Genomic DNA, 25,047 nt, shown 5'->3' on the forward strand with positions numbered 1-25,047 from the left:
TTGCTCCTTGCGTTAAAATATAGTTAATTATTTTTTAGTAAACGAGGTCCGTTCATGAAAATTATTAGAGAATCAATACGCGAAAACTCAAGTTCATTTATTCAAGGATATCTTAAATCAGCAGATGTACAAACTAATCAATATAAATATCCAGCAGTAATTATTGTACCTGGTGGATCTTATACCCATATTTCACTGCAACAAGCTGAAAACTTTGCGCTTAATTTCTCAGCGCAAGGTTATCAAAGTTTCTATTTAAGATATACCTTTGAACATGAAGCGTTACCATTAATGCCTAATCCGCTAGTCGAACTAGCAAACAGCATTAAGTTCATTAAAGAACATGCTAATGAATATAACATTGATACCGACCGTATCGTCATCGCTGGCTTTTCAATCGGTGGCCACATCTGCAGTCTCTATAATAACTTTTACCATGAACAATGGCTAATGGATTATGCACATGTGGATAATTCAGATATTTTAAAACCAAATGCAGTTATCCTCAGCTACCCTGTGATTAACTTACACGATGGTTTCCCCAAAGATCCTGAAAGCATCTTAAACTGGGTCAATGATGACAGACAAATTGAAGCCGATAAATATGTCAGCAAGAAAAACGCCCCCACTTTCATCTGGCATACTGCTGACGATCCATTCGTCCCAGTCAAAAACGCATTGAAATATTCAATGCGTTTAAACGAAGTCGGTGTGGATAACGAATTACACATTTTCCACCACGGCCCTCACGGAATGGGACTGGCCAACTCTACAACAGCATGGAATGATGATTCAAATAACGAACGTGTCGCTACTTGGTTTGACTTAGCAATTAGCTGGTTAGCTGAAATTTGGCAAAATAAAAAGAACTGATTATATCAGTTCTTTTTTATTTTATAAGTATGAATGTAAAACTGGACGCCAATTTTGCTTCAATCTTGGTGCGTATTTTACGTAGAAAATTTCTGAAATTTGAACCCAAGTGTAAGCAATTAATACTGCTCCAATGGTATCTGTTGGGTAATGCGCGTTTAGGTATACTCTAGACATCATTACCATTAATAAGAAGATAACAGATAGAATTTGAATTGCAATTCTCCATCTATCACTCTTCATTACTGGAATAATAATAATCCAAATAATACTAATAACAATAAAGATTCCTAATACGTGACCTGATGGGAAACTAAAACCAGTATCTGAAGCACTGTGTAATGTTGGTCTAGCTCTTCTGACAATTTCTTTGAAGACGAAACCAACTACATCCCCACCAATAATAGTAAAGATTGCCCAAAGTGCTTGCAGTTTAAACTTAAAGCCCCACATGAAGAATGCCATGATTAAAACATAAATAATATCAAATTTAGGACTGGCCAATGTAGTACTTAAGTGCATTAAAGCATCCTTAATTCCTCCATCAGACTTTTGGATTGCTCCAATCATTACTGAATCTAAAAATCTTAAATACCCTGAATCAATCATTACAGATAGAGTCACAATTAGTGATAGTACAGCTCCACCGAAGATTCTAAAACCACGGGTATAATCTTTATCGATGATCATAATCGCATCGATCCTCCCTAATCACTTTTTAAAATTATTATAACATAGTTCCAGAACCTAAAATAATTAAGAATTGCTTTATTCAGTGCAATGATTCTAATAATTGTTATAATATTAAATGATTTTAATTTTTTAGGAGGAAAATATTTTGATTGAAACAGCCATACTAATGATCATCATCGGTATCGTTGCCGGTATTGGTGGTGCTATTTTAGGACTTGGTGGTGGAATTATCGTTACCCCCGTCCTAACACTCTTCTTCCATATGGACATTAAATATGCGATTGGGGCTAGTATCATCGTAGTTATCGCTACTAGTTCTGGTTCTACAATTGCTTATCTAAAGGATGAAGTTTTAAATTTACGTGTCGCAATGTTCTTAGAAATTGCTACTACCATCGGTGCTTTGTCTGGTGCTTTACTTACTGGCGTGTTAGAGCCTAAATACCTTTACATATTATTTGGACTTTTGCTATTATTCTCTGGTTTCAACATGGTTAAAAAACTATTAAACAAAAGTAAGTCAAATCTAAGTACTAAAGATGATAAACTAGCTGAAAAGCTTCGTTTAAACTCTTCATACTATGATAAGTCAGAAAAGAAACAAATTGATTATAAAGTAGAAAACATCCCCCGTGGACTATCAGTAATGTTTGGTGCCGGCCTAGCTTCTGGTTTATTAGGAATTGGTTCTGGTGCATTTAAAGTTATCGCCATGGATACTTTCATGAAGATGCCTTTAAAACCATCAAGTGCTACTAGTAACTTAATGATGGGAGTTACCGCTGCAGCTTCTGCAACAGTCTACTTCTTCAACGGATCAATCCTACCTCAAGTCGCAGTTCCACTAGCATTAGGAATTTTAGGTGGTGCTACTGTTGGTTCCAGAATTATGCAAGTGTTACCAGCAAAATGGATTAGAATGATTTTCGTTCCAATCATTGTCTACATTGGTTTCAACATGCTAATCAACGGTTTTAAAGGATTCTAGGAGGTAAATTATGAATAAAGAACAACCTGCAACTAAAGAAGAAATGGGTCGTATCGAATTAGTAATTGGTAAGATTCTTCGTGTCGGTGTTATTATCTCCGCAACCATCATGATTCTTGGTTTACTATTATTTTTAATTACTGGTAAGTCCGGTTATCCTACCAATGTCTTTCCTACTAAGTTCCATGATATTTTTACTGGAATTGCCCACGTTAAACCATATGCGATTATGATGCTTGGAATCTTTTGCTTGATTCTAACTCCAGTATTACGAGTAATCGTATCTATCTATTCTTTCTACAAAGAAAAAGACATGCTATATGTCTGGATTACCACTTTCGTGTTAATCGTCTTAATCATTAGTTTCTTCTTCGGATAAAACAAAATAAAAAGAGCAATGAGAATTATCTCATTGCTCTTTTTTCTTTCATGTAAGCTTTAAAACGATTATATAATTGGTTTAAGAATTCAGAAAATAGGAAACCAGAAGCAATTCCTCCAGCAATAAAAATGACCTGAATTAAATTTGCTTTGGCTAATGCGTAGTTTCCAATCGCCAAACACTTCATAACTTGATATGCTTGTCCTCCTGGCACCAATGGCACTAGCGCTGGAATATTGAAAATAATAACCGGCATCTTTTTATATCTTGATGCGAAGATACTCAAAAAACCGACTGTAAAAGTTCCTAAGATATCGGCAAAAAGATAACTATTAAGGTGCACATCAACAATATGATAAACTAACCAGCCACAAAGACTTACGATTCCGGCAACGTTAAGTGCTTTTCTAGGTAGATTAATTAAGATTCCAAAACCAATAGTCGCAAAGTACACGCATAAAATATTTATTATTAATGGAAAAATGATTATCACCCCAAAATTTTAATTGCCATTGACACACCGAAACCTAATGCACAGGCACTCATAATGGCTTCGATTCCTCGAGATGGTCCAGATACTAAGTTTCCGGATAAGACATCGCGAACCGCATTCGTAATTGGTACCCCTGGTACCAATGGCATTAGTCCCCCGATAATCAAATCATCGGCTGAGATTGCAATCTTTGCACGAATTAAAAAGATTGATACGAATCCAATACAGATTGCGGCAATGAATTCATTTAAAAATCGAATATTAGTGTACTTATCGGTTAGTGAGTAAACAAACCACCCTAACATCCCCACAATTCCAGCTGCCCAGAAATCGTAATAGTTACTTCTAAAGACAATTTCTAGCGTCGAACTAACCATAAAGGCACCAATTAATTGCAACCAGAAAGGAAATGGCAGGATATCTTTATCGATTCTTTTTAAGCGACGGTAAAATTCGCCCAATGAAATTTTCTTATTGGCGAACTGGCGAGAATAGTCATTAACTGTCGACACCTTTTCTAAGTCAAAAGTACGCTTATCAATTGCGGTTACTTGCGCTCCCATATCTGGACTCCCCGACATGATAATCCCTGTAAGCGTAACATACGATCGTGCTTCTTTCGCGCCAGCATTAATTGAAATACGGTCAATTGTGTCAGTCACTCTGACCATTTCAGAACCATTTTCAATCATTATCTTTCCAGCTAGTAAACAGGTCTCAACTAATAACTTACTTTTTTGTCTTTCGTTCAACCATCTCACCTCTCTTTAAGCGTAATTTTTTTTATTATAACATTTAACGATTAGAATAAAACAGCCCATTTCGGCGTGAAGCCAGCAAAAAAACTCGTTGAATAACGAGTTTTGAATTTATTGATTAAAGAAGACCTTTTTAATTTTTATTCCAAAATTATAAAAATCGCCTTCGAAACCAATATATTTATCTTTATATTTACCCGCAAAGTAAAATAGTTTACCTGAACCTTGATCATCAGTAATCCCGGTTAATTGATGGTCATGATTATCCCGAATATATTGATATACGGCATCATTTTCCGCAACTTTTCTTAATTCTGTTTTATTTCTAGTTAATTGGTTAAATTGTTGCGCAGCATAAAAACTTGATTGGCGGTACATCCAAAAGGCAAACACCGCAATCATTACTACTACCACTGCGACAATCACTGATATAATTTTCTTCATTTTGATACCATCTTCTTTATGTATGGATTATTTAACTATTAGTTTAGCACTAGTAGTTAAGCATGTAAAAAAGGACTGAATTTTTCAACTCAGTCCTTTGCTTTATTCTGCAACTTTGCGGATAAACACGTAATGTGATGCTTTGTAACTAATATCGCTTTCTTGATTATCAGTTAGGTTTTGCACCGTTACCGGTCCTTCAAATGGCGAATGCTTAATCACCTTTAATTTATCACCAATATCCAATTGGATATCACCTAGATAAGTTAATAGGTCATGGTTATCGATAAAACGATCAACAACCACCATTTCACCATCTTCAGCATCATTTAATAGTCGATGACTATCTTCTTTGTAATGGCCTGACATGTTAGGAATTACTCCACCATGCGGGCAATGTGATGGTTCATTTAACTTTTCATACATTGATTCTAGTAAATGTCCACTTGTGACATGTTCTAGAACTTCAGCTTCCTTATCCACATCAGGTAGTGGATAACCTAATTCGTTCACTAAGAAACTTTCCCAAATACGGTGCTTTCTAACTAGCACTTCTGCTAATTTAATTCCGTCTTCGGTTAAACATACCCCAGCATATGGTTCGTGTTCTACTAAACCTTCATCTAGTAACTTATTCACCATTTCGGTTACAGATCCAGGTGCGATATCTAAGCTAATCGCGATGCGTTTGTTGGATACCTTTTCCTTGGTTCCACCTAGTTCAAAAATAATTTTTAAATAGTCCTCTTTTTTTGGGGTCATCTCTATATCCATGTCTCCTAAATAAAATCTACTAAAGAGTATCTTACAACTTTAATATCTATTTTACCATTTTTATTTCTTTTTTTTGAGGAAAATTATATAATTACGTCGAGATATTGAATATTAATATCTACGATACGAAAGTGAGGCATTTTTATGGGAGAGAAGTTGTACCATTTTAGTGAACTTAGCGAACAGGCCAAAGTTACTAGTATCAACGCATTTAGTAAGTTTTATGTCATCTGCTATCGCAGCGAAAACATGGAGATATTAAGTCAGGTTCCTGACCAATCCATGCTATGGCAAATCAATCAGGAGGTATATCGTAACAAGTATGAATCGGTAGATCATGCTGCTAAAGATACAATCATCTATTGTAGTCATAGTTATGAAAAACTACTAAATGAAATCGATATGAGATATCTTGCTAACGGTAGCACCGAGTTCCCTTGGGAATCTTGGTACCAGCAAAAATACGCTGCTCTACCACACGGCGTATAATTAAAAAGACGTTTTTCCAATTACAAAAAACGCTTTTCCGAATTGGAAAAGCGTCTTTTTTTATTCTATATCTGTTTTGGTATCAAAATATAAATCTTCCTGGGTTCCCCGTTTTACTTCAGCTTGCAGTGTGACGTGTTCAATACCATATTTATCGTGCAATAATTTCGAAACTGGATCATAAATCTTTTCAGCTTCAGAAATTAGCATATCGTCCATGTTGACGTGCGCTGAGAAAATAACACTATTTTCATCTACAGACCAGATGTGAACATGGTGGACACCGGTGATCCCATCAATTTGCATCATGTCCTTTTGGATATCATAACAATCAATCATTGGTGACCCTTGCATCAAAATCTTAACGGTCTTCTTTATGATTGGATATGCTTCTGCCGAAATATAGATTGCCACAATAATGGTTACAATTGGATCGACTAAGACCCAGTTAAATAATTTAATTAAAATCCCACCGAAAATAACACCTAGTGATGCCAATGTATCACTCAATAAGTGTAAGTATGTAGCGCGAATATTTAAATTATGTTTAGAACCACGACTCAACATGACAGTAGAGATCAAATTAGCAACCGTCGAAACCACAGCAACTATTAACATCAAGTTTCCGTTAATCTGTTCTGGTTTAAATAGTTTTTGGACCCCTTCAACAATCAAGACAACTGAGATAATCACTAAGAATAGTGAATTTAAAAAGGCTGAAATAATTTGTGCTCTTTTATATCCGAACGTGTTCAATTGGTTTTGTGGTCTTTGACTAATTTGATGAGCATAGTAACTACCAACTACTGATGCTGAATCAGCGAAGTTATGAAATGCATCTGATAGTAATGACAAACTACCTGATAAAATTCCACCAACGAATTCCACTAAGGTAATCAATGTATTTAAAATCGTTACAGTAAAAAATCGTTGTTGTGACATTGCTTCATCATGATTATGTTCGTGCATATGTTTCACCTCCTGATGATAATTATACCTTTATAAGAGCAACAAAAAAAGCTGATTTAAAAAAATCAGCTTAAGCAATTAACATTGGTTGTTTGATAACTCTTTCGTATGCGAAGTTCATTACTACGTTTGTAGGGTCAACTGCAGAAATTGGAACTACTCTGCCAGTTTCAACAAATCCAGCTTTTTTGATGACATGTTGCATGCCTAGGTTCATTGGATTTGTGTCGATGCGTACACTTTGAACATCATCCATCTTTTCAACAGCAGCAAAGATTCCTTCAAATAGTTGTTGAGCTAGACCTCTGCCGTGGTGTCTGTTTGAAACGGCCACACGATGAATTGATAGGTAAGGGCCGTTAGATAACCATTGACCATCAAGGTTTTCATAACTAGTGTCTAGTCCTGGAATAACAGCTGCTGTGCCTAGAATTTCGCCATTTTCTTCTAGTACGACAGTCCATCCATTGATGATATCGTTCATTAATGATTCCGCATTTGGGTAACCTGTTTGCCATTGGTTAACACCCTGTTTGGCGAGCAATTCCTTCCCTTCGAAAATAATTTGTTCAATTGCGTTAAAATCTTCGATTTGTGCTCTTCTCATTAACATGATCTAAGCCCCCCTTTTTGTGTTTGATTTAAAAATTTAAAAGCATTTTAGCGACTTAAAAATATTACCACCATTTTTCCAAAAAGCAAAGCTTTTTTTACAAAAAAATGAGCTTTTACAAAAATGCTTGTAAAGCCCATCATGACGCACGTTGAGAAGTCCTTTAAAATCAATGATTTTTAGTCTTCTATCATTCTCCAATCACCTTCATTAGCTTTGGAAATTTGATTCAAAAAATGTAGAACTGAAGCAGCTGATTTTTCATCATGTGCATTCAAAACATTTAAACCATTTCCAGAAACCATGGGTTCACTTAATGAGAAATTACCATCACTCATTTCACCTTGTGAAAACGCGATAACGGTTTCACCACTTTCAATCTTAGTTAGAATGAAGAACATTGAAAAATCATCGTCTTCTTTCATGTATGCAGGCATTGCCCATACATCTTCAGCAATTTCTTGCATTTCTTCATCATTAAATTTGTAGTACTTGTGGTTGTCATCAGTAATCGGTGACTTTAAGACGAACATCATCTTATCAAAAACTGGTTCTCCCAATGAAATATTATCTTCCATTTTTAATTCTCCTTTTGGCGTAACTTATCTTTTAGTTTACTATTTTCCTCACGTAACTTGGCTAATTCGGTTCTCACTTCACCTAAAATTTCTAGTTGTAGTTTTTCGACTTCCAAATCATGTGGCAATTGATTTTGTGTTAAGTGGTCTAATTTAGCATGCAAAATTCTTAATTCATGTTCTGACTTTAAGTTAACATGGAAATCATTTTCATAATCCAAACGGTCACGTTCAGCCGCTCTATTTTGACTCATCATAATGATGGGTGCTTGAATTGTTGAAAAACAACTTAAAAACAAATTCAATAAAATATATGGATATGGATCAAAATGAACACCAAATAGCGCCATCCCATTAATTACCATCCAAACAATCAATAGCACAATGAAAATGAAAATAAATGGCCAACTACCACCGAATTTGGCCACTGCGTCAGAAACCTTTTGGCCGAAAGTCAAACTTTCTTGTAATGAATCATTAACGTCTTTAATGTCGTAATTATCATCACGGAGCGCTCTCGTTAGCTTACGGTTAATTTTTTGACTTTGTTTTAAATCGGCATTAATTAAGTTATCAACGTGGTTCACACGATATTTTAACAAGTGATGCGCACAAATAAAACTAGTTACCTTCGCCTTTGCGTAATCAGCTTTAACGGCATTTGAAATCGGTTGGCTTAATTCTTGCAGATAAAACCCTTCATCCGATAGCATTGGCTCATTATCAACTAAACATTTTACTTCATGAATTTCTTCATTCATTACTTTTCCTCCTCAATGACTGCTGTCATATCATTTGGCAATTCAGTCTCAAACGTTCTGATTTGATTGGTGATTCCATCATTAAATGATAAATAATAGGCGTGAAGTGCCTGTCTATTAATACCTTGATCTAGCGGACCACCGTATAGTTCATCCCCTAATAGCGGATGGCCTAGTTCGGTCATATGCACTCTAATTTGATGTGTCCGACCAGTATGTAGTTTTAATTTAACTAAGCTGTAATTACTAAAATTTTTTACAATCCAAAATTCAGTATTAGCTGATTGACCATCTTCAATTACTTCTCTTCTAAAGTTGTCACCGACTCTCCCAATTGGTAAATCAACAATGTCGTGATCAGGTAAGCCGGTACCAGAAACAATCGCATAGTAGTATTTATCAATCTTGTGTTCTGCTACTTCTTGATTAGCTAAACTATTGGCCAAACGATGCTTAGCTACCAATACTAAACCGGATGTAAATCGATCTAATCGAGTAATTAAATGTGGCTTTAAATCTACCGATCCTTGTTGTCTTAAATACCCTTTAATTCGATTTACCAAGGTATCTTCTCTGTTAGCAGGTCCCGGAACACTAGTTAAACCAGCCGGTTTATTAATCACTAACCAATTATCGTCTTCGTAGACCACGTCAATTGGTTGATCACTGAAAGCCACGTCATCATCACTTTCTTCTGGTGGAAAGATAATCGTGATTTCATCACCTACTTGGAGTTTATAGTCTAGCTTAGTTTCGTTACCATTGACCATAATTGTACCGGATTGCTTTAAGTCGTTATACATCCGATGAGAAACGCCATGAACCCCTAAGAAATGCTTAATTCCAGCGTCTGGTTGGTCTTGATTAGTCCATGTGATTTGCAATTTTTTCATCTCCGAATTGTTTTTCTATGTATGTTATATTAACATATTAAAAAACCAAACTCATATTAATATGGAAAGAAGATCATTATGTTAGATTATAGTGAACAAGCTAATTGGGAAAACGGCTTTGGTCAGATTCAATCACCAATTAATTTATCAACCAATGACAATCAACATCTTGCTGATTATCTGCCAATTCATGCCGATGAGTTTTACCAATTAAATACAGAAATTGACGACCACACCACGATTAGATTACTTGGAATGGGGAACGCTAGTATTTTCGAGCGTCCCTATCATTTCCAGCAAGTTCATTTCCATGCACCTGCTGAACACGTGATTGACGGCCAAGTTAATCCGATTGAAATTCATTTAGTTCACGAAAATGATGTTGGGCAAACCGTAGTAGTCGCATTATTCCCACAACTGGGCAATGCTAATCCCGACATTCAAAACATCATTAATAATTTTGAAGGTAATCACGACCACAGCGTGTCGCTAAAAATTCATCACCAAATCAATGATTTCCAAACTGGATTTCACTACCTGGGATCGTTAACGACCCCGCCACTTACTGAGGGGGTTGAATGGATTGTGATTAATAACTCGACACTGACAGTCAGTCAATCTCAAGTCGACTGGTTTATTCAAAAGTTCGGTAAAAATAACCGTGCTTGCCAACCAATTAACCAAAGAAACATTCAATATTACCACAAATAAAAGGAAGCCATAAACGGCTTCCTTTTTTAAATTGAATTAATTTCGTCTAACAATGCACGCATCTTTTGGCGTTGTTCTTCAGTTGGGTTTCCTTTCGACATCTTTAAAATATCTAAAATTTGTTGACCATCATTAATAACATCTTCTGTTTTAGAATTCATATTCTTTAAATAAGCGGTGGTTAAGATGGTACCTAAATGTTCTAAGGCGTCTTCTTCCCCATCCATCGCTCTTTTACTCATTCGACGAATTAACATCTTAATATTGCGCAATTTACGCTTATTTTCGACATGTTGGTTATAGTATGGCAAGAATAATGCAACTACGACTGATAGTGCTTCGGCAACTGCTGCCACCCATTCTGCTGCTTCTCCGCTATGCATAATTGTTCCTCCTATTGTTCTTGAATGTATTTAAAGATTCTTTGTCCTGCTTGACGACCAAAGACGACCGTTTCAGCAATTGAATTCCCACCAATACGGTTATTTCCATGTAAACCACCAGATGTTTCACCAGCTGCAAATAGTCCGTTAATAGCTTGATCATCTTGGTTTAAAACTTGAGTATAGTGGTTAATTTTAATTCCACCCATTGTGTAATGAACTGCTGGTGCAATGTGAATTGCCATAAAGTCTGGATGGTTTAATTGACGATTCATTCCTGTCTTACGGCCAAATTGATCATCATGGTTTACGACAGCTTGATTCCAAGTTTCAATTGTTTTCGCTAAGTTGTCAGCATCAACATCTATATTATTCGCTAATTCATCAATAGTTTGACCGTGAACTACCATCCCGATTGAATCGTAAAAACGAACAGCTGGCGCGTGGTCAACTACTTCCGCATCCAATATTAAATAGGCATGCTTAGTATCTTGTTCATTAATCGCATCAGTTACTTTTTGTCTCGTATCTAGTTCGTTCACAAAACGATTTCCATCGGTATTAACCAAAATCGCTCCTTCTCCACGAATTGCTTCACCAATTAAAAAGGCGTGATCATTATCTTGTTGAACAGTTGGATGGACTTGAATTTGATCCATATCCACTAAAGCAGCACCGACATCTGTGGCTAGTTTTAAACCATCACCGGTTGCCCCTTCTTGATTAGTAGTACGATATATAGTTAAGTCTTTGCGATATTGACCGATTAATTCTTTATTGGCACCAAAACCACCAGTAGCTAACAGAACCGCCTTTCCAGCTACTTGATGCTGATTGCCATTAACATCAGAAATAACTACGCCGGTAATCTTTTCATCATCTCGAGTAATCTTATCTACAGAAACATTGTTATATACTTCAATGCCCATTTTTTCGATAATTTGAAGGAAACTAGTTACCAAATATGCACCGATTGGAGCTTGTGAATTAGGACGATGCGTTCTAGTCGTATTCATTGCACCGGTAATGGTCAAATCTTCTAACTCAATACCATGTTGTTTTAGCCAATCGATAGTTAATCCTGCATGACTAGTGAAGTACTTTAATAATTCGACATTATTTTGTTTACCCCCACCAATGTATGTATCGTTATAAAAGTCTTCAAAACTATCGACAACATGGTGATTTAATTGCACATAGGTTTCAGCGGCATTCATTCCAGAAGATGCTCGAGTGGAATTACCACCTAACTTATCCATTTTTTCAAAAACAACTGGTTTTAAACCTAGTTCTGCAGCTTGAATTGCACTGATTAATCCAGTTGCACCAGAACCGACGATAATCACGTCATATTCTGATTTTAAGTCAGCAATTTGGTTAGGTTCAAATACATATTTTGCCATTGTAATTCCTCCTCATTTCCATTTATTTTTATTTTATTACAAATAAAAGCATTGTCCAAAAGACAATGCTTTGTTTTACTCAATTAATTCATTTTTATTCGGTAGTGATTGCAATAATGCCATCCCTAAAATTAAAACCGCCCCGACAATTTCGATTAAATTAAAATCGATATGTAAAAAGACAATCGATAAAATGGTGGCGGTTAATGGTTCAAATGATCCCATTGTTCCGGTCACTGCTGGTTTTAAATAATTCAAACTAGCTTCATAAAAAAGATAAGCGAGCATTGTCCCGACAAGTGTAATAACAATTAATTCAGTTACTAATGTCGGATTAAAATGAATTTGATGCGCATTAGCAATGACAATTGGTTGGAGTGGTAAACTGCCAACAATCATCGCCCAACCACAGACTAGTTTTGCATCGTATTTATTCAATAAATCAATCGGAATAATCGTACAGTTGGCATTAGCTACTCCCGCCGCAATACCGAAGAATAAACCTAATGCCGAAATCGAAAGTGAATCAAAATGGCCCTTAGTCGCTAATAAATATGTACCGATAACTGCTAAGACAATCGAGATAACGTCTAATCTGATCGGCCATTTTTTTCTCGTAATTGCATAATACCCAATGATAAAGACTGGTGCTGTAAATTGAAGCACTGTCGCCGTTGCAGCGTTCCCATAATTGACCGCTGATAAGTAGCAAAATTGTGACATTAACATCCCAAACACTGAAAAAATTAGTAATTGAATGATGCTTTTGCGGTCATGCCAAATTGTGAAAATTGATTGATGGTTCATTAATTTATATGTAAGTAATAGTAATATGCCGGCTGATATCATTCTGACCCCCACTACCCAAATTACTGGGATATGTTGAGTTAAAAACATGTAATCAGCGACAGTCCCGGATGCTCCCCAAGCAACACTACCGATAATTACCAATAGTAGTCCGAGAAATTTCTTATGTCCTGCCATTCGTCGTCCTCCGATATAAAATAACTATCACTTACAATACATCTAATACTCCTCTAAGGCAATTCTAATTTTAATCTTTTTGAACAAAAATAAAAAGAGCTCAACATAAACGTTGAGCTCTTTTTAGTGAGAATATTATTCCCATTCAATTGTCGAAGGTGGCTTACTTGTAATATCGTATACTACACGGTTAACCCCATCTACTTCGTTAGTAATCTTAGTTGAGATATCAGATAATACATCCCATGGAATTTGTGCAAAGTCAGCAGTCATTCCATCGATTGAATTAACGGCACGGATTGCAATAGTGTAATCGTAAGTACGACCGTCACCCATTACACCAACACTTCTAAATCCAGGAAGGATAGTGAAGTATTGCCAAATATCTTTATCTAAGCCAACTGCGGCAATTTCACGACGAAGAATAAAGTCACTATCTCTAACGATTTGTAACTTATCTTCAGTTACTTCACCAATAACACGAATTCCAAGACCTGGACCTGGGAATGGTTGACGCCATACTAAGTAATCTGGCATCCCCATTTCTTCACCCAAACGTCTAGTTTCGTCTTTAAATAGTGAACGAACTGGTTCGATTAGTTTGAATTGTAAGTCTTCTGGAAGACCTCCAACATTATGATGAGACTTGATAGTTTCAGCGGTGTTAGTACCACTTTCAATCACGTCGGTATATAGAGTACCTTGTGCTAAGAAATCAACATCTTTTAGCTTAAGAGCTTCTTCATTGAAAACTTCAATGAATTCGTTACCGATAATTTTTCTCTTTTGTTCAGGATCAGTAACACCCTTTAGCTTATCTAAGAAGCGTTGACTTGCATCAACTTGGATAATGTTTAGGCCAAACTTACCTTCTAAACTATCCATAACTTCTTTTACTTCATTTTTACGTAGTAATCCATGATCAACAAATATACAAGTTAATTGATCACCAATTGCTTTGTTCAATAGAACACCAGTAACACTTGAATCTACCCCACCAGATAAACCAAGGATAACTTTCTTATCGCCAACTTCTTCTCTAATTTGGTCGATTTGTAAGCCGATGAAATCATTCATTGACCAGTTAGCTTCTGCGCCACAAACGTTAAACACGAAGTTCTTTAGGATGTCAGTACCGTACTTGGTATTTCTAACTTCCGCATGGAATTGAATTCCATAGAACTTTCTAGCGGTATCTTGCATTGCAGTGATAGGACAACCATCAGCGGTTGCCACATTTTCGAATCCATCTGGAACCTTTCTTACAAGGTCTCCATGACTCATCCAAACTGGTTCTTCCTTAGGTAAATCCTTGAATAGTTCCGCATTATCAGAAGTAATGTCGATGTCAGCATGACCATATTGACCATGTTCTTCTCCATCAACTCGTCCTCCACCTAGGTTATATGCCATTAGTTGCATACCATAACAAATACCTAGAATTGGAATATTCATTTCAAAAATCTTAGGGTCCACAGTTAATGCGTCTTCTGCATATACACTGTTGGGACCTCCAGAGAAGATAATTCCCTTAGGATTAAAATCTTTGATTTCGTCGATTGTCATATCATGAGGCTTTAATTCAGAGTACACTCCGAAATCACGAATACGACGGGTGATTAATTGGTTGTATTGACTTCCGAAGTCAAGAACCAAGATTTTATCAAATGATGATAAATCCATTTCAGCCAAACCGTTCACTCTCCAATCATTAAATTGTATTAATAATACCGAGAAAAATTAATGGCGTCAAATTAAATCTAGTACTTTCTAAGTAAAATTTGGTCAATTAAATGCTCATCAGTCTTATGAATAATCAAGTCAGCCCTAGTCCTAGTTGGTTTTATATTTTCTAACAGGTTAGGTAAATTAATTTCTTTCCAAACTTCTTTCGCTTTTTGAATCGCCTTTTGACGATCTTTGTGCGCCATTTCGTAATAGTAGTTAGATGGCTTTTGGAATGCAGTATCCATCAACTTTTCGAAACGCTCTAAGTACCATTTTTCAATTAAATCATCATCTGCATCGATATAGATTGAAAAATCGGTAAAGTCACTAACATAAATTTGTTGATTACTTGGCAACTGCAAAGTATTAATTCCTTCAATGATTAAAACATCTGGTTGGTCAATCACATCAAATTTATCAGGAATAATATCATAAACGTCATGTGAGTACACTGGTGCCAATACATTAGGCTTACCAGATTTAACTTCATTTAAAAAGTTAATCAATGATTTCATGTCATAACTTTCCGGGAAACCTTTGCGATCCATAATATGACGACGGTTCAATTCGGCAGAATTGTATAAAAATCCATCGGTGGTAATTAATTGAATTTTCTTATCTTCGAAGTAACGACTCAATAATACTTCTAATAGTCTAGCGGTAGTTGACTTACCAACAGCCACACTTCCGGAAATTCCAATGATAAATGGGACTTTGCGATCTTCTTTCGCTAAGAAATGGGTCTTCGTCTTTTGCCACTCATTAAAGCTTTGAGTACATAAATCTAATAAATGCACAATTGGGACATAGACGTCGCGCACGTCTTGCATTGAAATTTCATCATTAAAAGCCTTAATTTGTTTTAGACTGTCCTTGGTTAAAGGCACTGTTTGTAGTTTGTATAAGTCTTTCCACTCATCTTTTTTAAATGCGTAGTAATTGATTAAATCAGCCAATTTTACGCCCCCGTTCAATAAAAATTAGTACACCCATCATACCACCGATTAAACGATTTATTCATAAAAAAAGCACCTATCCTTGATAGATAGGCACTTTTCGTTGTTACTAATTGCAATTATTGTAAATCATATAAATCTGTTGGAACCACATCAAACAAGTGACTTGTCTTGTTTTCAGCGATAATAGTTAATTCATGCATTGCACGAGTACAGATTGTGTAAACCAATTGACGGTCTGATTCATCTCCATAATGAACGTCATCCCCATCAAACATAACCACAGAATCAAATTCTAGCCCTTTTGCGAGGTATGCAGGGATAATTAGGGTTCCAGTAGCCAAGCGTTGGTTTTCGGTCTGTATAAGCGTATTTTTTTCGTTCTTAGCGTCTAATTGTTCGGATAATGCAACTGCATCGGCCAAAGTTTTAACAATTATGGCAGTTGTATCATGTTTTTGCTTATCATCATTAATTTTTACAATTAATTTATCTAATGCAGCTTCATGATTATCCACCACTTGCATTACTGGTTTATCACCAATTCTAGCAAATGATTCGATTTGACTGCCACCTTCTAAGATGTGCTTAGTAAAGTCAGTAATTTGTTCAGTTGAACGGTATGACTTGGTTAATTGCACAACGTTTGTCTTTTCTGGATCAAACATTGTAGATAGTTCAGTCAATAAAGTATGACTATTTTCATGAGTAAAGATAGCTTGGTTTAAGTCTCCCAATAATGTAAAACGAGCACGTGGGAAAGTGAACTTCATGAATGCCATTTGGAATGCGGTGTAATCTTGCACTTCATCAATGAATAGATATCTAATATCTGTCTTAGGACGTTTACCAGAAATCCGGTCAAATAGATATAGATAAATGGAAACATCTGACATTGAGATGTGACCGCTCTTCATGCGAGCAATTGAATCATCGACTGATTGAATCCATTCTTCCTTATTGACGTTGAACTTAGATAAGTCAATTAGGTTTGGTACGTTTCTTAAGAAATGAACAAATTGGTTGTTAACCCCGATGAAACGGCCATGGACGATTTGTGATCTGATACGTTTGAAGGCACCGATAACAATATGTCTTGCTAAGAAATCAAATTCTTTTTCAGCATTTTCAAATTCATCAGGATGAGCATTTTGAATTGCTTGAATTTGTTCACGACTTAAGTCTTGAACAGCTTGCTCTACCCATGGTTTCTTCATTTCAGATTTAACACGACGGTTCAAAATCTTGATTAATCTTTCCTTGGTAGCATCCAGTCTATTTCTTAAGTTGTAGTTTTCATTGAAACTGTAATAAATTTCTTCGATTTGTTCTTTAGAAATGAAGACATCCCCTTGGAATTTAAGGTTCTTGAACTTCATATCTTCAGTATTCAAATGGTTAGTGTAGGCAGTTTCAGCCTTAAAGAAATCTAGTGAGTTCTTTAAATTATTAATGTTTCTAACGTACTTATCTTCAGAATTATCTTCTTCAAAACGTTCTGATAATGTTTCCACCTTAAACTTAGGTACACGTAAACTACTGTATTGGTAGTAAGTCATTTGAACCATGTTTTGTTCACCTAATTCAGGCAACACTTGGTTAATGTAATCATTAAACAATTGGTTAGGTGAGAATAATACCACTTGAGCAGAACTTAGCTTGCCTCTGTATTGATACAATAGGAAAGCAACTCTTTGAAGAACCGCTGCTGTTTTACCTGAACCAGCAGCCCCTTGAACGAATAGTAAGTCTGACTTAGTATCACGAATAATTTTATTTTGTTCTCTTTGAATGGTAGTAACGATACTCTTCATCTTAGTATTGGATTTACCATTTAGGTTATCCAATAGCATTTGGTCCCCAACGACTTGATCAGTATCAAAAATGGTTTCAATCTTACAATCTTTAATTTGGAATTGACGTTTTAAGGTCACATTCACAGTTTGTTCACCCATTGGAGTTTGGTATGTTAATTTACCAATCTTACTATCATAGTAGATACTAGAAATTGGCGCACGCCAATCATAGATTAAGTAATGATCTGGACTATCCGCAAAAGAACCTAAACCAATGTAAATAGTTTCGGCTTTATTTTCACCCGCTTCTTCAAAATCTAAACGAGCAAAGTATGGTCTTTCTTGCATCTTTTGTAGCTTGTCATATTCACGGGTAGCATGTTTCCAACTGTTTTCTCTTTCTTCCAACATTTGTTGTTGTTGACGAATTGAAACAGAAGTTTCCATCATCCCTGAATAAGTACTAGTTTTTAGTCGAACATCATTATAAAAGTTCTTATTAATATCATGTTCATCTTTTTCAGCACGATTTATTTTTTTAACAGCCTCCGCCTTTGCAACTTCGACTTTGCTTAAAATATGATTTAAGTGTTTTTGTTCCGTTTCTTTAATTGAATCAGACATACGAGCAACGCTCCTATCTTCAAAATTTAGTTACCAATTTTAGCACATAAAATGATGAAAGAAAAGCTCTTCTCATCTCTATTGATTTTATGACTACCCCATCTATGATAAAATTAAGTCAATAATTATGTCAGGAGGATTTTTTATGATTAACATCTATCTTGTACGACATGGACAAACTTACTTAAATAAATATAACCGTATTCAAGGAATCGCTAACGCACCTTTGACTGAAAAAGGAATTAACGATGCGATTGATGCCGGTAAACGACTAAGCGCAATTCATTTTGATCACGCTTATTCAAGTGACATGCCCCGCGCATTTGATACTGGAAAATATGTATTAGCGCAAAATTCTTCATCACTAGAAGAACCCATCAAAAAAGTGGCCTTTCGTGAAGAGAACTTTGGCTATTTCGAAGGAAATGATGGCGATGCTGCTTGGCATCAAATCGGAGGACCAGATGGCCTCGACTCATATCCTAAAATGATTGCAAAACTTGGTATGGGTGGTACAGCTGACTTAATTGCCAGTCGTGACCCATACGGTGATGCTGAAAACAACGAAGATTTATTGAATCGTTTTATCCCTGGATTACAAGAAGTAATTAAGAACGCTAACGATGGTGAAAACATATTAATCGCTGCTCATGGAACTATCATTAGATGGGCTGTTGACCAATTTAAGGATGATTCCATTGATGTTTCCGTGCCAATCCAAAACGGTAGTGTTTCAAAATTAGTTGCTAGTCCGGACGGCAAACAAATTTCCGTTGAATACTATAACAACGTTTCAAAAGACGTCTAGTCTTCTTATAAAAATAACCGTTACAAATAGTAACGGTTATTTTTTATGTTCAATTAACCTTTTAGACGACTCTTGTACATTTCAATTTCGTCTTCAGCAGCACGAACATAGTGATTAGGCGCAATTTCTACTAACTTACGTTCCTTACCGTCACTTTCAACGCTAGCATCGTAATCAACGATTTCACGTTGACGTTCAAATTCTGGATCCGGAACCGGAACAGCAGAAAGTAAACTTCTAGTGTAATCATGTAATGGGTTAGCGTATAGTTCGTCAGCGTCAGCAATTTCTAACATACGACCATAGTGCATAACACCAATACGATCACTAATGTATTTAACCATTGATAAATCATGGGCAATAAATAGGTAAGTTAATTTGCGTTTCTTTTGTAAATCTTTTAGTAAGTTAACTACTTGTGCTTGAATAGAAACATCCAAAGCTGAGATTGGTTCATCGGCAATAATAAACTTAGGTTTAACTGCTAATGCACGTGCAATCCCAATTCTTTGACGTTGACCACCTGAAAATTCATGTGGGTAACGGTTAGCATGTTCCTTATTTAGACCAACAGTTTCCAATAGTTCTTCCACTTGGTGATCACGGTCTGCTTTATCTTTGGCAAGATGGTTAATATCAATACCTTCAGCAATGATATCTTTAACCTTCATACGAGGGTTTAGAGAAGCATATGGATCTTGGAAAATAGTTTGGATGTCGCTTCTAAATTCTTTTTCTTGCGCTTTAGTCTTTAATTTTGAAACATCTTTACCTTCAAAGATGATTTCGCCATCAGTTGGTTCGTATAAATGACTAATGGCACGTCCCGTAGTGGTTTTACCAGAACCAGATTCTCCAACTAGTCCGAAAGTTTCACCTTCGTAAACATCGAAAGTAATGTCATCGACGGCTTTAACAACTTCTTTTTTACCAACATTAAAGTATTGTTTTAAGTTTTTAACTTCTAAAATCTTGGGTGCATCTTTATCTAACATACTTTCACCACCTATCCTTGTGTTTGATTACGGTTCTTAAAGTGTTCTTGTCGTTTTACAATGTCTGCTGGTGGTGTCACCTTAGGTGCACGTTCATCTAACAACCATGTTGCGGCATAGTGAGTATCTGACACTTTGAAGAAAGGTGGTTCTTCGATTGTATCAATCTTTAATGCATAACTATTTCTAGCTGCAAAGGCATCACCTACAGGTGGCTCCAATAAATCTGGAGGAGTTCCTGGGATTGAAGGCAATACGTCTTCGTTAGTATCTAAAGTAGGCATTGAACCTAATAACCCCCAAGTGTATGGGTGTTGTGGATTGTAGAAAATTTCATCAACAGTTCCATATTCAACAATCTTACCAGCATACATAACAGCAACACGATCAGCCATTCCAGCAACAACACCCAAATCGTGAGTGATGAAGATGATTGATGTATTAATCTTTTGTTGCAATTCTTTCATTAATTGTAGAATCTTAGCTTGGATTGTAACATCCAAAGCAGTAGTAGGTTCATCAGCAATTAAGATTTCAGGGTAGTTAACCAAAGCAATTGCAATCACAATTCTTTGTCTCATCCCACCTGAAAATTGGTATGGATAATCGTTAATACGTTCTTCCGCATTAGTGATACCCACTAGTTTTAGCATTTCCAAAGCTTTTTCCATCGCTTTTTCGCGACTTAAACCTTGGTGGATCATTAGTGGTTCAGCAACTTGACGACCAATCTTCATAGTTGGATCCAATGAAGTCATTGGGTCTTGGAAGATTTCCGCGATACTCTTACCACGTAATTGTCCTAATTCTTTTTCGTTCTTTTTAAGGATGTCTTCACCCTTAAAGTTAATACTTCCACTAACAACATCAGCATTTGAGGCGTTTAATCCCATAATACTTCTTGTTGTTACTGATTTACCAGAACCGGATTCCCCAACGATTGCTAGGGTTTCACCCTTCTTTAAATCAAAACTAATATCTCTAATTGCTTGAACTGTTCCAGCGTAGGTTTGGAAGTTAATAGATAGGTTTCTTACTTCTAATATGTTTTCATTGTTTTCCATTCTAGTCACCTACTCTCTTGATTTAGGATCAAAGGCATCACGTAAACCATCACCTAAAATGTTAAATGCAATCATTAATAATGAAAGCACGATGGCTGGTACCCACATTTGATATGGTAGGAATTGGAATGACTTTTGACCGTTACTAATCAAAGTACCTAATGAAGCAGCTGGAGCAGGAACTCCGATACCAATAAATGATAGGAATGCTTCGAAGAAAATAGCACTTGGAATTGTAAACATTGTATTAATGATAATTACAGATGTTAAGTTTGGTAATAAGTGTTTGAATGCAATCTTCAATGAGCTTTCACCCAATGATCTAGCTGCTAACACGAATTCTTGGTTCTTTAATTCAAGTGTTTGTGCACGAACTAAACGAGCCATGTTAATCCAACTAGAGAATGCAATCGCAATAATGATTGCGCCGATACCTGGTTTTAATACCAATAGTAATAAAATCATTACAACTAAGTTAGGAATTGAAAGTAGAATTTCAATCACACGTTGCATGAAAGTATCAACTTTACCACCAATCCATCCAGAAATAATTCCGTAGGCAACCCCGATAGTTAAATCGAAGAATGTGGCAACAACCGCAATAATTAATGAAATACGAGTTCCATATAATGTTCTTGCGAATAAGTCACGACCTAAGTAGTCACTACCTAACCAGAAGTAATGGTTAGCGGCAGCACCAGTATAGGCGTTAATACGGTTTCCACCTTGAACTAAAGTTCCGTTAAAACCAGGAATGTCGATTCCAGGAATACGTGGTGGTAAGTTGTTCAATGTTGGATGAGTAGCAATATTTCTAATTGATGGGAATAATGCTGATCCAAATGAAACAACAAATAGGAAAATTAAAATATATAGCGAAATCATCGCTGCTTTATTTTTCTTTAAACGACGCCATGAATCTTTTACGAAAGTTAATGAAGGAGCGGCAATTTTTTCGTTATCTAAATGAGCTCCATCAGATAACATTTCAAAGGCATCTTGTGGTAGTTCTTTTGACTTATCTGCCATTAGTTCTTACCTCCCGCAATTCTGATTCGAGGGTCAATTAATCCATAAACAATGTCAGTGATTAATAGAACCACACATAATAGGAAACAATACATAATTGTTAGTCCCATGATGGTTGGGTAATCATTAGTTAAAACGGAGTTAACGAATTGTTCCCCAATACCTGGAATCGCAAAGATGTTTTCAACAACTAGTGATCCAGTCATAATGTTAACTGCCAATGGTCCAATGATTGTAACCAACGGAATCAAACTATTTCTAAGTGCATGGTGATAAATAATCCCAAACTTACTTAGACCTTTTGCACGTGCTAATTCAATGTAGTCTGAACTTAGTACGTCCACCATTTCAGTTCTCATAAAACGAGCTGATTCAGCTAAAGGCATTGCGGCAAGCGCAAGTGTAGGTAGAATTGTGTATGCAAATCCACCCCAACCCGCAATTGGTAGTAGTCCCCACTTCAAAGCAATTACATATTGCAATAGAACTGAGAAAACAAATGAAGGAATTGAAATTCCTAAAATTGAAATAATTGTAGTTGAAGTGTCAACCCAAGTACTCTTCTTGATGGCACCAATAGCACCAACAACGATACCTGCTAATACACCCACAATCATAGCTTGTAAACCAATTAATAGTGATGGTCCCATACGACTTGAAATCAAGTATGAAACTGGTTGGTCACTAAATTGGAATGAAGTCCCAAAGTTACCTTGAACAGCATTTACGATGTAACTGATATATTGTTGCCATAGTGGTTTATCTAGACCATATTGCTTCAATACCATGTTACGTTCAGCCACAGACAATTTAGCTTCATTAGCTAAAGGTGTCCCAGGCATGATCTTCATTAAGAAGAATGTAACGGTCACAACGATAAATAGTGTCAATAAAAGATAAAAAATTCGTTTTGACAGATACTTAACCATATTTTTATTCCTCGCAATCTTAGGAGTGGTTTTCTCCTTTTATGTACGGAAGAGTTTTAAGCCCGACTAATATTATTATAGTCAAAACCTAAAACTCTTCTCAATTATATTTCAAAAATTATAAAATATTTAATTATTTGTTTGTGATCTTAGCATCTCTAAAGTCATATGGAGAACCTGTAGGGAAGAATTGAACACCACTTACACGAGATTTGATAACACGTGATTGTACTGAGTGGTATAGAGGAATAATTCCTTGGTCGCTCATAAGAACTTGTTCTGCTTTAACCATGTCATCCCAACGTTTAGCTGCATCGTTTGCATCTTTACCGTCAGCGTTCTTGATTAGTTCGTCATACTTAGCATTTGACCATTTACCATTGTTGTATGAACCATCAGTAGTAAATAGTTCTAAGAATGAAATTGGATCTGGGAAGTCAGCGCCCCACGCACTCACTACCATGTCAAATTGACCAGATTGTGAATGAGCTAATCTTAGCTTAAATGGAATGTTTTGTGTTGAAATATTTAGACCAGGTAATTTTTCTAGAGCAGTTTGTAGGAATTCAGTAGTCTTCTTACCGTTATCAGTATCATCTGATAGGATTGATAGACTTACAGATTTCTTACCAACTTCTTTTAGACCCTTAGCCCATAACTTCTTAGCTTCTGATAAGTTGTATGAAACACCAGTTGTAGTACCAGCGTCAGCAGTGAAATCTTTACCATTTCTTTCTGACATACCTGGTGATACGTAACCTACAGCAGGAATTGAACCGTCACCTAAAGTGTTACCAGTGTATTCTTTACGGTCAATTGCTAATGAGATAGCTTTTCTGATGTTAGCGTTCTTAAACATTGGATCTTTCTTTTCGTTTAATTCAATGTAGAAAGTTGATGCTTGTTTCAATGCATGGTATTCGCTAGTACCCTTGTACTTACCAACTTGTTGTGCACCTGATAGAACTGCTTCGTCTAATGAACCAGTTTCGTATTGGTTTACAGAAGTGTTTGAATCGTTTTGAGCATTGAACTTAATACCAGCAACTTTAATCTTGCTTGCATTGTAGTAGTCTTTGTTCTTAACTAAAGTCCATGAGTTGTTTGTACCAGTCCATCCTTCAATCTTGAATGGTCCGTTGTAAACCATGTCTTTACTTGTAGTACCGTAAGCTGAACCGAATTTCTTAACGGCTGCTTCGCTTTGTGGCAAGAATGGTGCCATAGTTACTAAGTACTTGAAGTAGTTTTGTGGTTTGTCTAATGTAACAACAACCTTGTAGTCACCGTCGGCTTTAATACCTAATGATGATACTGGAGCTTGACCCTTACCAATTGCATCAGCATTCTTAACATCTGAGAATAGGTATGAGTATTGTGATGCAGTCTTAGGATTTACAGTTCTTTGCCAACCATAAACAAAATCCTTAGCAGTAACAGCTTTACCGTCACTCCATTTTGAATGTCTTAGGTTGAAAGTGTAAGTCTTTCCATCTTTTGAAACAGTGTAGCTTTCAGCTACCCCAGGCTTAACCTTGTTGTCAGCTGCATTGATTAATAGTCCTTCATTACTATTGTTTAATGCACCAAAACTAACAGTGTCGGTTGCCTTTGAGGCATCCAAAGTAGGCAATTGTGAATTTTCTTGCCAGTTAATATACTTGCTTGTAGATTCCTTTGATGAGTTACCACAAGCTGCTAATAGGAATGCAGATGCTGCACCTACAATCCCTAGCTTTACTACGGATCTAAATTTCATTTCCAATACCCCCAATTTCAATTAATAAGAAATGATTATTCTTAATAAGGATTGTGAAAATAATACCACCCTTTTATGATAAATTGCAAGACTTTTTCTAATTTAATTTTAATTTAGTTGAAAAAAAGTACACAATAATTGAATAAAGAGCATTGATATCACTGATTTTG

At 36.0% G+C, this 25,047-nt stretch carries 27 protein-coding genes; 6 read left to right on the plus strand and 21 right to left on the minus strand.

Annotated elements, in window-relative coordinates; genetic code table 11:
- Positions 1-54: 54 nt before the first annotated feature.
- On the plus strand, positions 55-873 hold the full coding sequence (locus tag RZ74_RS05165; RefSeq protein ID WP_053950345.1) for a lp_1002 family arylesterase: 819 nt from the start codon (positions 55-57) through the stop codon (positions 871-873).
- Between the two features lie 21 nt (positions 874-894).
- Here RZ74_RS05165 and RZ74_RS05170 read toward each other — a convergent pair whose 3' ends face one another.
- Entirely contained in the window at positions 895-1,563 is a 669-nt protein-coding gene (locus RZ74_RS05170; protein WP_053950346.1) for a phosphatase PAP2 family protein, read from the minus strand.
- Positions 1,564-1,711: 148 nt separating this feature from the next.
- Between RZ74_RS05170 and RZ74_RS05175 the strand changes: the two genes are divergently transcribed.
- Positions 1,712-2,554, plus strand: a complete 843-nt coding sequence (locus RZ74_RS05175) for a sulfite exporter TauE/SafE family protein (protein ID WP_053950347.1) — start codon at positions 1,712-1,714, stop codon at positions 2,552-2,554.
- 10 nt (positions 2,555-2,564) lie between these two features.
- Positions 2,565-2,933 carry a DUF1634 domain-containing protein gene (locus RZ74_RS05180; RefSeq protein WP_053950348.1) on the plus strand — a complete coding sequence of 123 codons (369 nt, stop codon included), beginning with the start codon at positions 2,565-2,567 and terminating at the stop codon, positions 2,931-2,933.
- Between the two features lie 25 nt (positions 2,934-2,958).
- Here the strand turns inward: RZ74_RS05180 and RZ74_RS05185 are convergent, their stop codons facing one another.
- The 4 genes from RZ74_RS05185 to RZ74_RS05200 form a co-directional block, all read right to left on the minus strand.
- A complete protein-coding gene (locus RZ74_RS05185; RefSeq protein WP_263505217.1) occupies positions 2,959-3,429 on the minus strand; it encodes a threonine/serine exporter family protein in 471 nt (156 codons plus the stop codon).
- Positions 3,426-4,190: a threonine/serine exporter family protein gene (locus tag RZ74_RS05190; RefSeq protein WP_330376134.1), complete on the minus strand. Its 765-nt coding sequence runs from the start codon at positions 4,188-4,190 to the stop codon at positions 3,426-3,428. Before RZ74_RS05190 ends, RZ74_RS05185 begins: the two co-directional genes overlap by 4 nt.
- Positions 4,191-4,298: 108 nt before the next feature.
- The gene (locus RZ74_RS05195; protein ID WP_053950350.1) at positions 4,299-4,631 is read right to left on the minus strand and encodes a hypothetical protein; all 333 of its coding nucleotides are present in this window, start codon (positions 4,629-4,631) and stop codon (positions 4,299-4,301) included.
- A 102-nt stretch (positions 4,632-4,733) separates the two neighbouring features.
- Positions 4,734-5,393, minus strand: a complete 660-nt coding sequence (locus RZ74_RS05200) for a metal-dependent transcriptional regulator (RefSeq protein ID WP_053950351.1) — start codon at positions 5,391-5,393, stop codon at positions 4,734-4,736.
- Positions 5,394-5,549: 156 nt separating this feature from the next.
- Between RZ74_RS05200 and RZ74_RS05205 the strand changes: the two genes are divergently transcribed.
- Entirely contained in the window at positions 5,550-5,894 is a 345-nt protein-coding gene (locus tag RZ74_RS05205) for a hypothetical protein (protein ID WP_053950352.1), read from the plus strand.
- 60 nt (positions 5,895-5,954) lie between these two features.
- On the opposite strand, the gene RZ74_RS05210 is transcribed toward RZ74_RS05205, so the two are convergent.
- The 5 genes from RZ74_RS05210 to RZ74_RS05230 all read right to left on the minus strand — a co-directional run bounded on the left by RZ74_RS05210 (position 5,955) and on the right by RZ74_RS05230 (position 9,708).
- Positions 5,955-6,863: a cation diffusion facilitator family transporter gene (locus tag RZ74_RS05210; RefSeq protein ID WP_053950353.1), complete on the minus strand. Its 909-nt coding sequence runs from the start codon at positions 6,861-6,863 to the stop codon at positions 5,955-5,957.
- A 70-nt stretch (positions 6,864-6,933) separates the two neighbouring features.
- On the minus strand, positions 6,934-7,476 hold the full coding sequence (locus RZ74_RS05215; protein ID WP_053950354.1) for a GNAT family N-acetyltransferase: 543 nt from the start codon (positions 7,474-7,476) through the stop codon (positions 6,934-6,936).
- Between the two features lie 179 nt (positions 7,477-7,655).
- Positions 7,656-8,054 (minus strand): hypothetical protein, encoded by a 399-nt coding sequence (locus RZ74_RS05220; RefSeq protein WP_053950355.1) that lies wholly within the window; start codon positions 8,052-8,054, stop codon positions 7,656-7,658.
- 2 nt (positions 8,055-8,056) lie between these two features.
- Complete coding sequence (locus RZ74_RS05225) at positions 8,057-8,815, minus strand: DUF1003 domain-containing protein (protein ID WP_053950356.1); 759 nt, start codon at positions 8,813-8,815, stop codon at positions 8,057-8,059.
- Entirely contained in the window at positions 8,815-9,708 is an 894-nt protein-coding gene (locus RZ74_RS05230; RefSeq protein WP_053950357.1) for an RluA family pseudouridine synthase, read from the minus strand. Before RZ74_RS05230 ends, RZ74_RS05225 begins: the two co-directional genes overlap by 1 nt.
- A gap of 78 nt (positions 9,709-9,786) precedes the next feature.
- On the opposite strand from RZ74_RS05230, the gene RZ74_RS05235 reads away from it, so the two are divergent.
- Complete coding sequence (locus RZ74_RS05235) at positions 9,787-10,419, plus strand: carbonic anhydrase family protein (RefSeq protein ID WP_053950358.1); 633 nt, start codon at positions 9,787-9,789, stop codon at positions 10,417-10,419.
- Between the two features lie 26 nt (positions 10,420-10,445).
- Here the strand turns inward: RZ74_RS05235 and RZ74_RS05240 are convergent, their stop codons facing one another.
- The 6 genes from RZ74_RS05240 to helD form a co-directional block, all read right to left on the minus strand.
- Entirely contained in the window at positions 10,446-10,802 is a 357-nt protein-coding gene (locus RZ74_RS05240) for a hypothetical protein (RefSeq protein WP_053950359.1), read from the minus strand.
- A gap of 11 nt (positions 10,803-10,813) precedes the next feature.
- Entirely contained in the window at positions 10,814-12,205 is a 1,392-nt protein-coding gene (locus RZ74_RS05245; protein ID WP_053950360.1) for a flavocytochrome c, read from the minus strand.
- A 75-nt stretch (positions 12,206-12,280) separates the two neighbouring features.
- Positions 12,281-13,189: a DMT family transporter gene (locus RZ74_RS05250; protein ID WP_053950361.1), complete on the minus strand. Its 909-nt coding sequence runs from the start codon at positions 13,187-13,189 to the stop codon at positions 12,281-12,283.
- Positions 13,190-13,324: 135 nt separating this feature from the next.
- The gene (gene guaA, locus RZ74_RS05255; protein ID WP_083437202.1) at positions 13,325-14,872 is read right to left on the minus strand and encodes a glutamine-hydrolyzing GMP synthase; all 1,548 of its coding nucleotides are present in this window, start codon (positions 14,870-14,872) and stop codon (positions 13,325-13,327) included.
- 77 nt (positions 14,873-14,949) lie between these two features.
- On the minus strand, positions 14,950-15,873 hold the full coding sequence (coaA, locus tag RZ74_RS05260) for a type I pantothenate kinase (protein ID WP_053950363.1): 924 nt from the start codon (positions 15,871-15,873) through the stop codon (positions 14,950-14,952).
- A 119-nt stretch (positions 15,874-15,992) separates the two neighbouring features.
- A complete protein-coding gene (gene helD / locus RZ74_RS05265; RefSeq protein ID WP_053950364.1) occupies positions 15,993-18,293 on the minus strand; it encodes an RNA polymerase recycling motor HelD in 2,301 nt (766 codons plus the stop codon).
- Positions 18,294-18,438: 145 nt separating this feature from the next.
- Here helD and RZ74_RS05270 point away from each other — a divergent pair, with 145 nt between their 5' ends.
- Positions 18,439-19,101, plus strand: coding sequence for a histidine phosphatase family protein (locus tag RZ74_RS05270; RefSeq protein ID WP_053950365.1), 663 nt, complete (start codon positions 18,439-18,441; stop codon positions 19,099-19,101).
- Positions 19,102-19,154: 53 nt separating this feature from the next.
- On the opposite strand, the gene RZ74_RS05275 is transcribed toward RZ74_RS05270, so the two are convergent.
- The 5 genes from RZ74_RS05275 to RZ74_RS05295 all read right to left on the minus strand — a co-directional run bounded on the left by RZ74_RS05275 (position 19,155) and on the right by RZ74_RS05295 (position 24,877).
- Positions 19,155-20,096 (minus strand): ABC transporter ATP-binding protein, encoded by a 942-nt coding sequence (locus tag RZ74_RS05275; RefSeq protein ID WP_053950366.1) that lies wholly within the window; start codon positions 20,094-20,096, stop codon positions 19,155-19,157.
- Positions 20,097-20,107: 11 nt separating this feature from the next.
- Positions 20,108-21,160, minus strand: coding sequence for an ABC transporter ATP-binding protein (locus tag RZ74_RS05280; RefSeq protein WP_053950367.1), 1,053 nt, complete (start codon positions 21,158-21,160; stop codon positions 20,108-20,110).
- A 9-nt stretch (positions 21,161-21,169) separates the two neighbouring features.
- On the minus strand, positions 21,170-22,189 hold the full coding sequence (locus RZ74_RS05285) for an ABC transporter permease (protein WP_053950368.1): 1,020 nt from the start codon (positions 22,187-22,189) through the stop codon (positions 21,170-21,172).
- Positions 22,189-23,118, minus strand: a complete 930-nt coding sequence (gene opp3b, locus RZ74_RS05290) for an oligopeptide ABC transporter permease (protein WP_053950369.1) — start codon at positions 23,116-23,118, stop codon at positions 22,189-22,191. The genes RZ74_RS05285 and opp3b overlap by 1 nt, the downstream gene beginning before the upstream one ends.
- 133 nt (positions 23,119-23,251) lie before the next feature.
- On the minus strand, positions 23,252-24,877 hold the full coding sequence (locus RZ74_RS05295) for a peptide ABC transporter substrate-binding protein (RefSeq protein ID WP_053950370.1): 1,626 nt from the start codon (positions 24,875-24,877) through the stop codon (positions 23,252-23,254).
- Positions 24,878-25,047: the final 170 nt, after the last annotated feature.

Origin of the sequence: Apilactobacillus apinorum, from assembly GCF_001281175.1 — a bacterium.
Lineage (GTDB): Bacteria > Bacillota > Bacilli > Lactobacillales > Lactobacillaceae > Apilactobacillus > Apilactobacillus apinorum.

Excerpts from the sequence above, each read along its gene's own strand:
- RZ74_RS05245 (WP_053950360.1), bottom strand. The coding sequence starts at position 12,205 with ATGGCAAAATATGTATTTGAACCTAACCAAATTGCTGACTTAAAATCA.
- RZ74_RS05220 (WP_053950355.1), bottom strand. The coding sequence starts at position 8,054 with ATGGAAGATAATATTTCATTGGGAGAACCAGTTTTTGATAAGATGATG.
- RZ74_RS05285 (WP_053950368.1), bottom strand. The coding sequence starts at position 22,189 with ATGGCAGATAAGTCAAAAGAACTACCACAAGATGCCTTTGAAATGTTA.
- RZ74_RS05235 (WP_053950358.1), top strand. The coding sequence starts at position 9,787 with ATGTTAGATTATAGTGAACAAGCTAATTGGGAAAACGGCTTTGGTCAG.
- RZ74_RS05205 (WP_053950352.1), top strand. The coding sequence starts at position 5,550 with ATGGGAGAGAAGTTGTACCATTTTAGTGAACTTAGCGAACAGGCCAAA.
- RZ74_RS05210 (WP_053950353.1), bottom strand. The coding sequence starts at position 6,863 with ATGCACGAACATAATCATGATGAAGCAATGTCACAACAACGATTTTTT.
- RZ74_RS05250 (WP_053950361.1), bottom strand. The coding sequence starts at position 13,189 with ATGGCAGGACATAAGAAATTTCTCGGACTACTATTGGTAATTATCGGT.
- RZ74_RS05230 (WP_053950357.1), bottom strand. The coding sequence starts at position 9,708 with ATGAAAAAATTGCAAATCACATGGACTAATCAAGACCAACCAGACGCT.
- guaA (WP_083437202.1), bottom strand. The coding sequence starts at position 14,872 with ATGGATTTATCATCATTTGATAAAATCTTGGTTCTTGACTTCGGAAGT.
- RZ74_RS05275 (WP_053950366.1), bottom strand. The coding sequence starts at position 20,096 with ATGTTAGATAAAGATGCACCCAAGATTTTAGAAGTTAAAAACTTAAAA.
- RZ74_RS05215 (WP_053950354.1), bottom strand. The coding sequence starts at position 7,476 with ATGTTAATGAGAAGAGCACAAATCGAAGATTTTAACGCAATTGAACAA.
- RZ74_RS05165 (WP_053950345.1), top strand. The coding sequence starts at position 55 with ATGAAAATTATTAGAGAATCAATACGCGAAAACTCAAGTTCATTTATT.
- RZ74_RS05200 (WP_053950351.1), bottom strand. The coding sequence starts at position 5,393 with ATGACCCCAAAAAAAGAGGACTATTTAAAAATTATTTTTGAACTAGGT.
- RZ74_RS05295 (WP_053950370.1), bottom strand. The coding sequence starts at position 24,877 with ATGAAATTTAGATCCGTAGTAAAGCTAGGGATTGTAGGTGCAGCATCT.
- opp3b (WP_053950369.1), bottom strand. The coding sequence starts at position 23,118 with ATGGTTAAGTATCTGTCAAAACGAATTTTTTATCTTTTATTGACACTA.
- RZ74_RS05240 (WP_053950359.1), bottom strand. The coding sequence starts at position 10,802 with ATGCATAGCGGAGAAGCAGCAGAATGGGTGGCAGCAGTTGCCGAAGCA.
- RZ74_RS05270 (WP_053950365.1), top strand. The coding sequence starts at position 18,439 with ATGATTAACATCTATCTTGTACGACATGGACAAACTTACTTAAATAAA.
- RZ74_RS05180 (WP_053950348.1), top strand. The coding sequence starts at position 2,565 with ATGAATAAAGAACAACCTGCAACTAAAGAAGAAATGGGTCGTATCGAA.
- RZ74_RS05280 (WP_053950367.1), bottom strand. The coding sequence starts at position 21,160 with ATGGAAAACAATGAAAACATATTAGAAGTAAGAAACCTATCTATTAAC.
- RZ74_RS05170 (WP_053950346.1), bottom strand. The coding sequence starts at position 1,563 with ATGATCATCGATAAAGATTATACCCGTGGTTTTAGAATCTTCGGTGGA.
- RZ74_RS05225 (WP_053950356.1), bottom strand. The coding sequence starts at position 8,815 with ATGAATGAAGAAATTCATGAAGTAAAATGTTTAGTTGATAATGAGCCA.
- helD (WP_053950364.1), bottom strand. The coding sequence starts at position 18,293 with ATGTCTGATTCAATTAAAGAAACGGAACAAAAACACTTAAATCATATT.
- RZ74_RS05195 (WP_053950350.1), bottom strand. The coding sequence starts at position 4,631 with ATGAAGAAAATTATATCAGTGATTGTCGCAGTGGTAGTAGTAATGATT.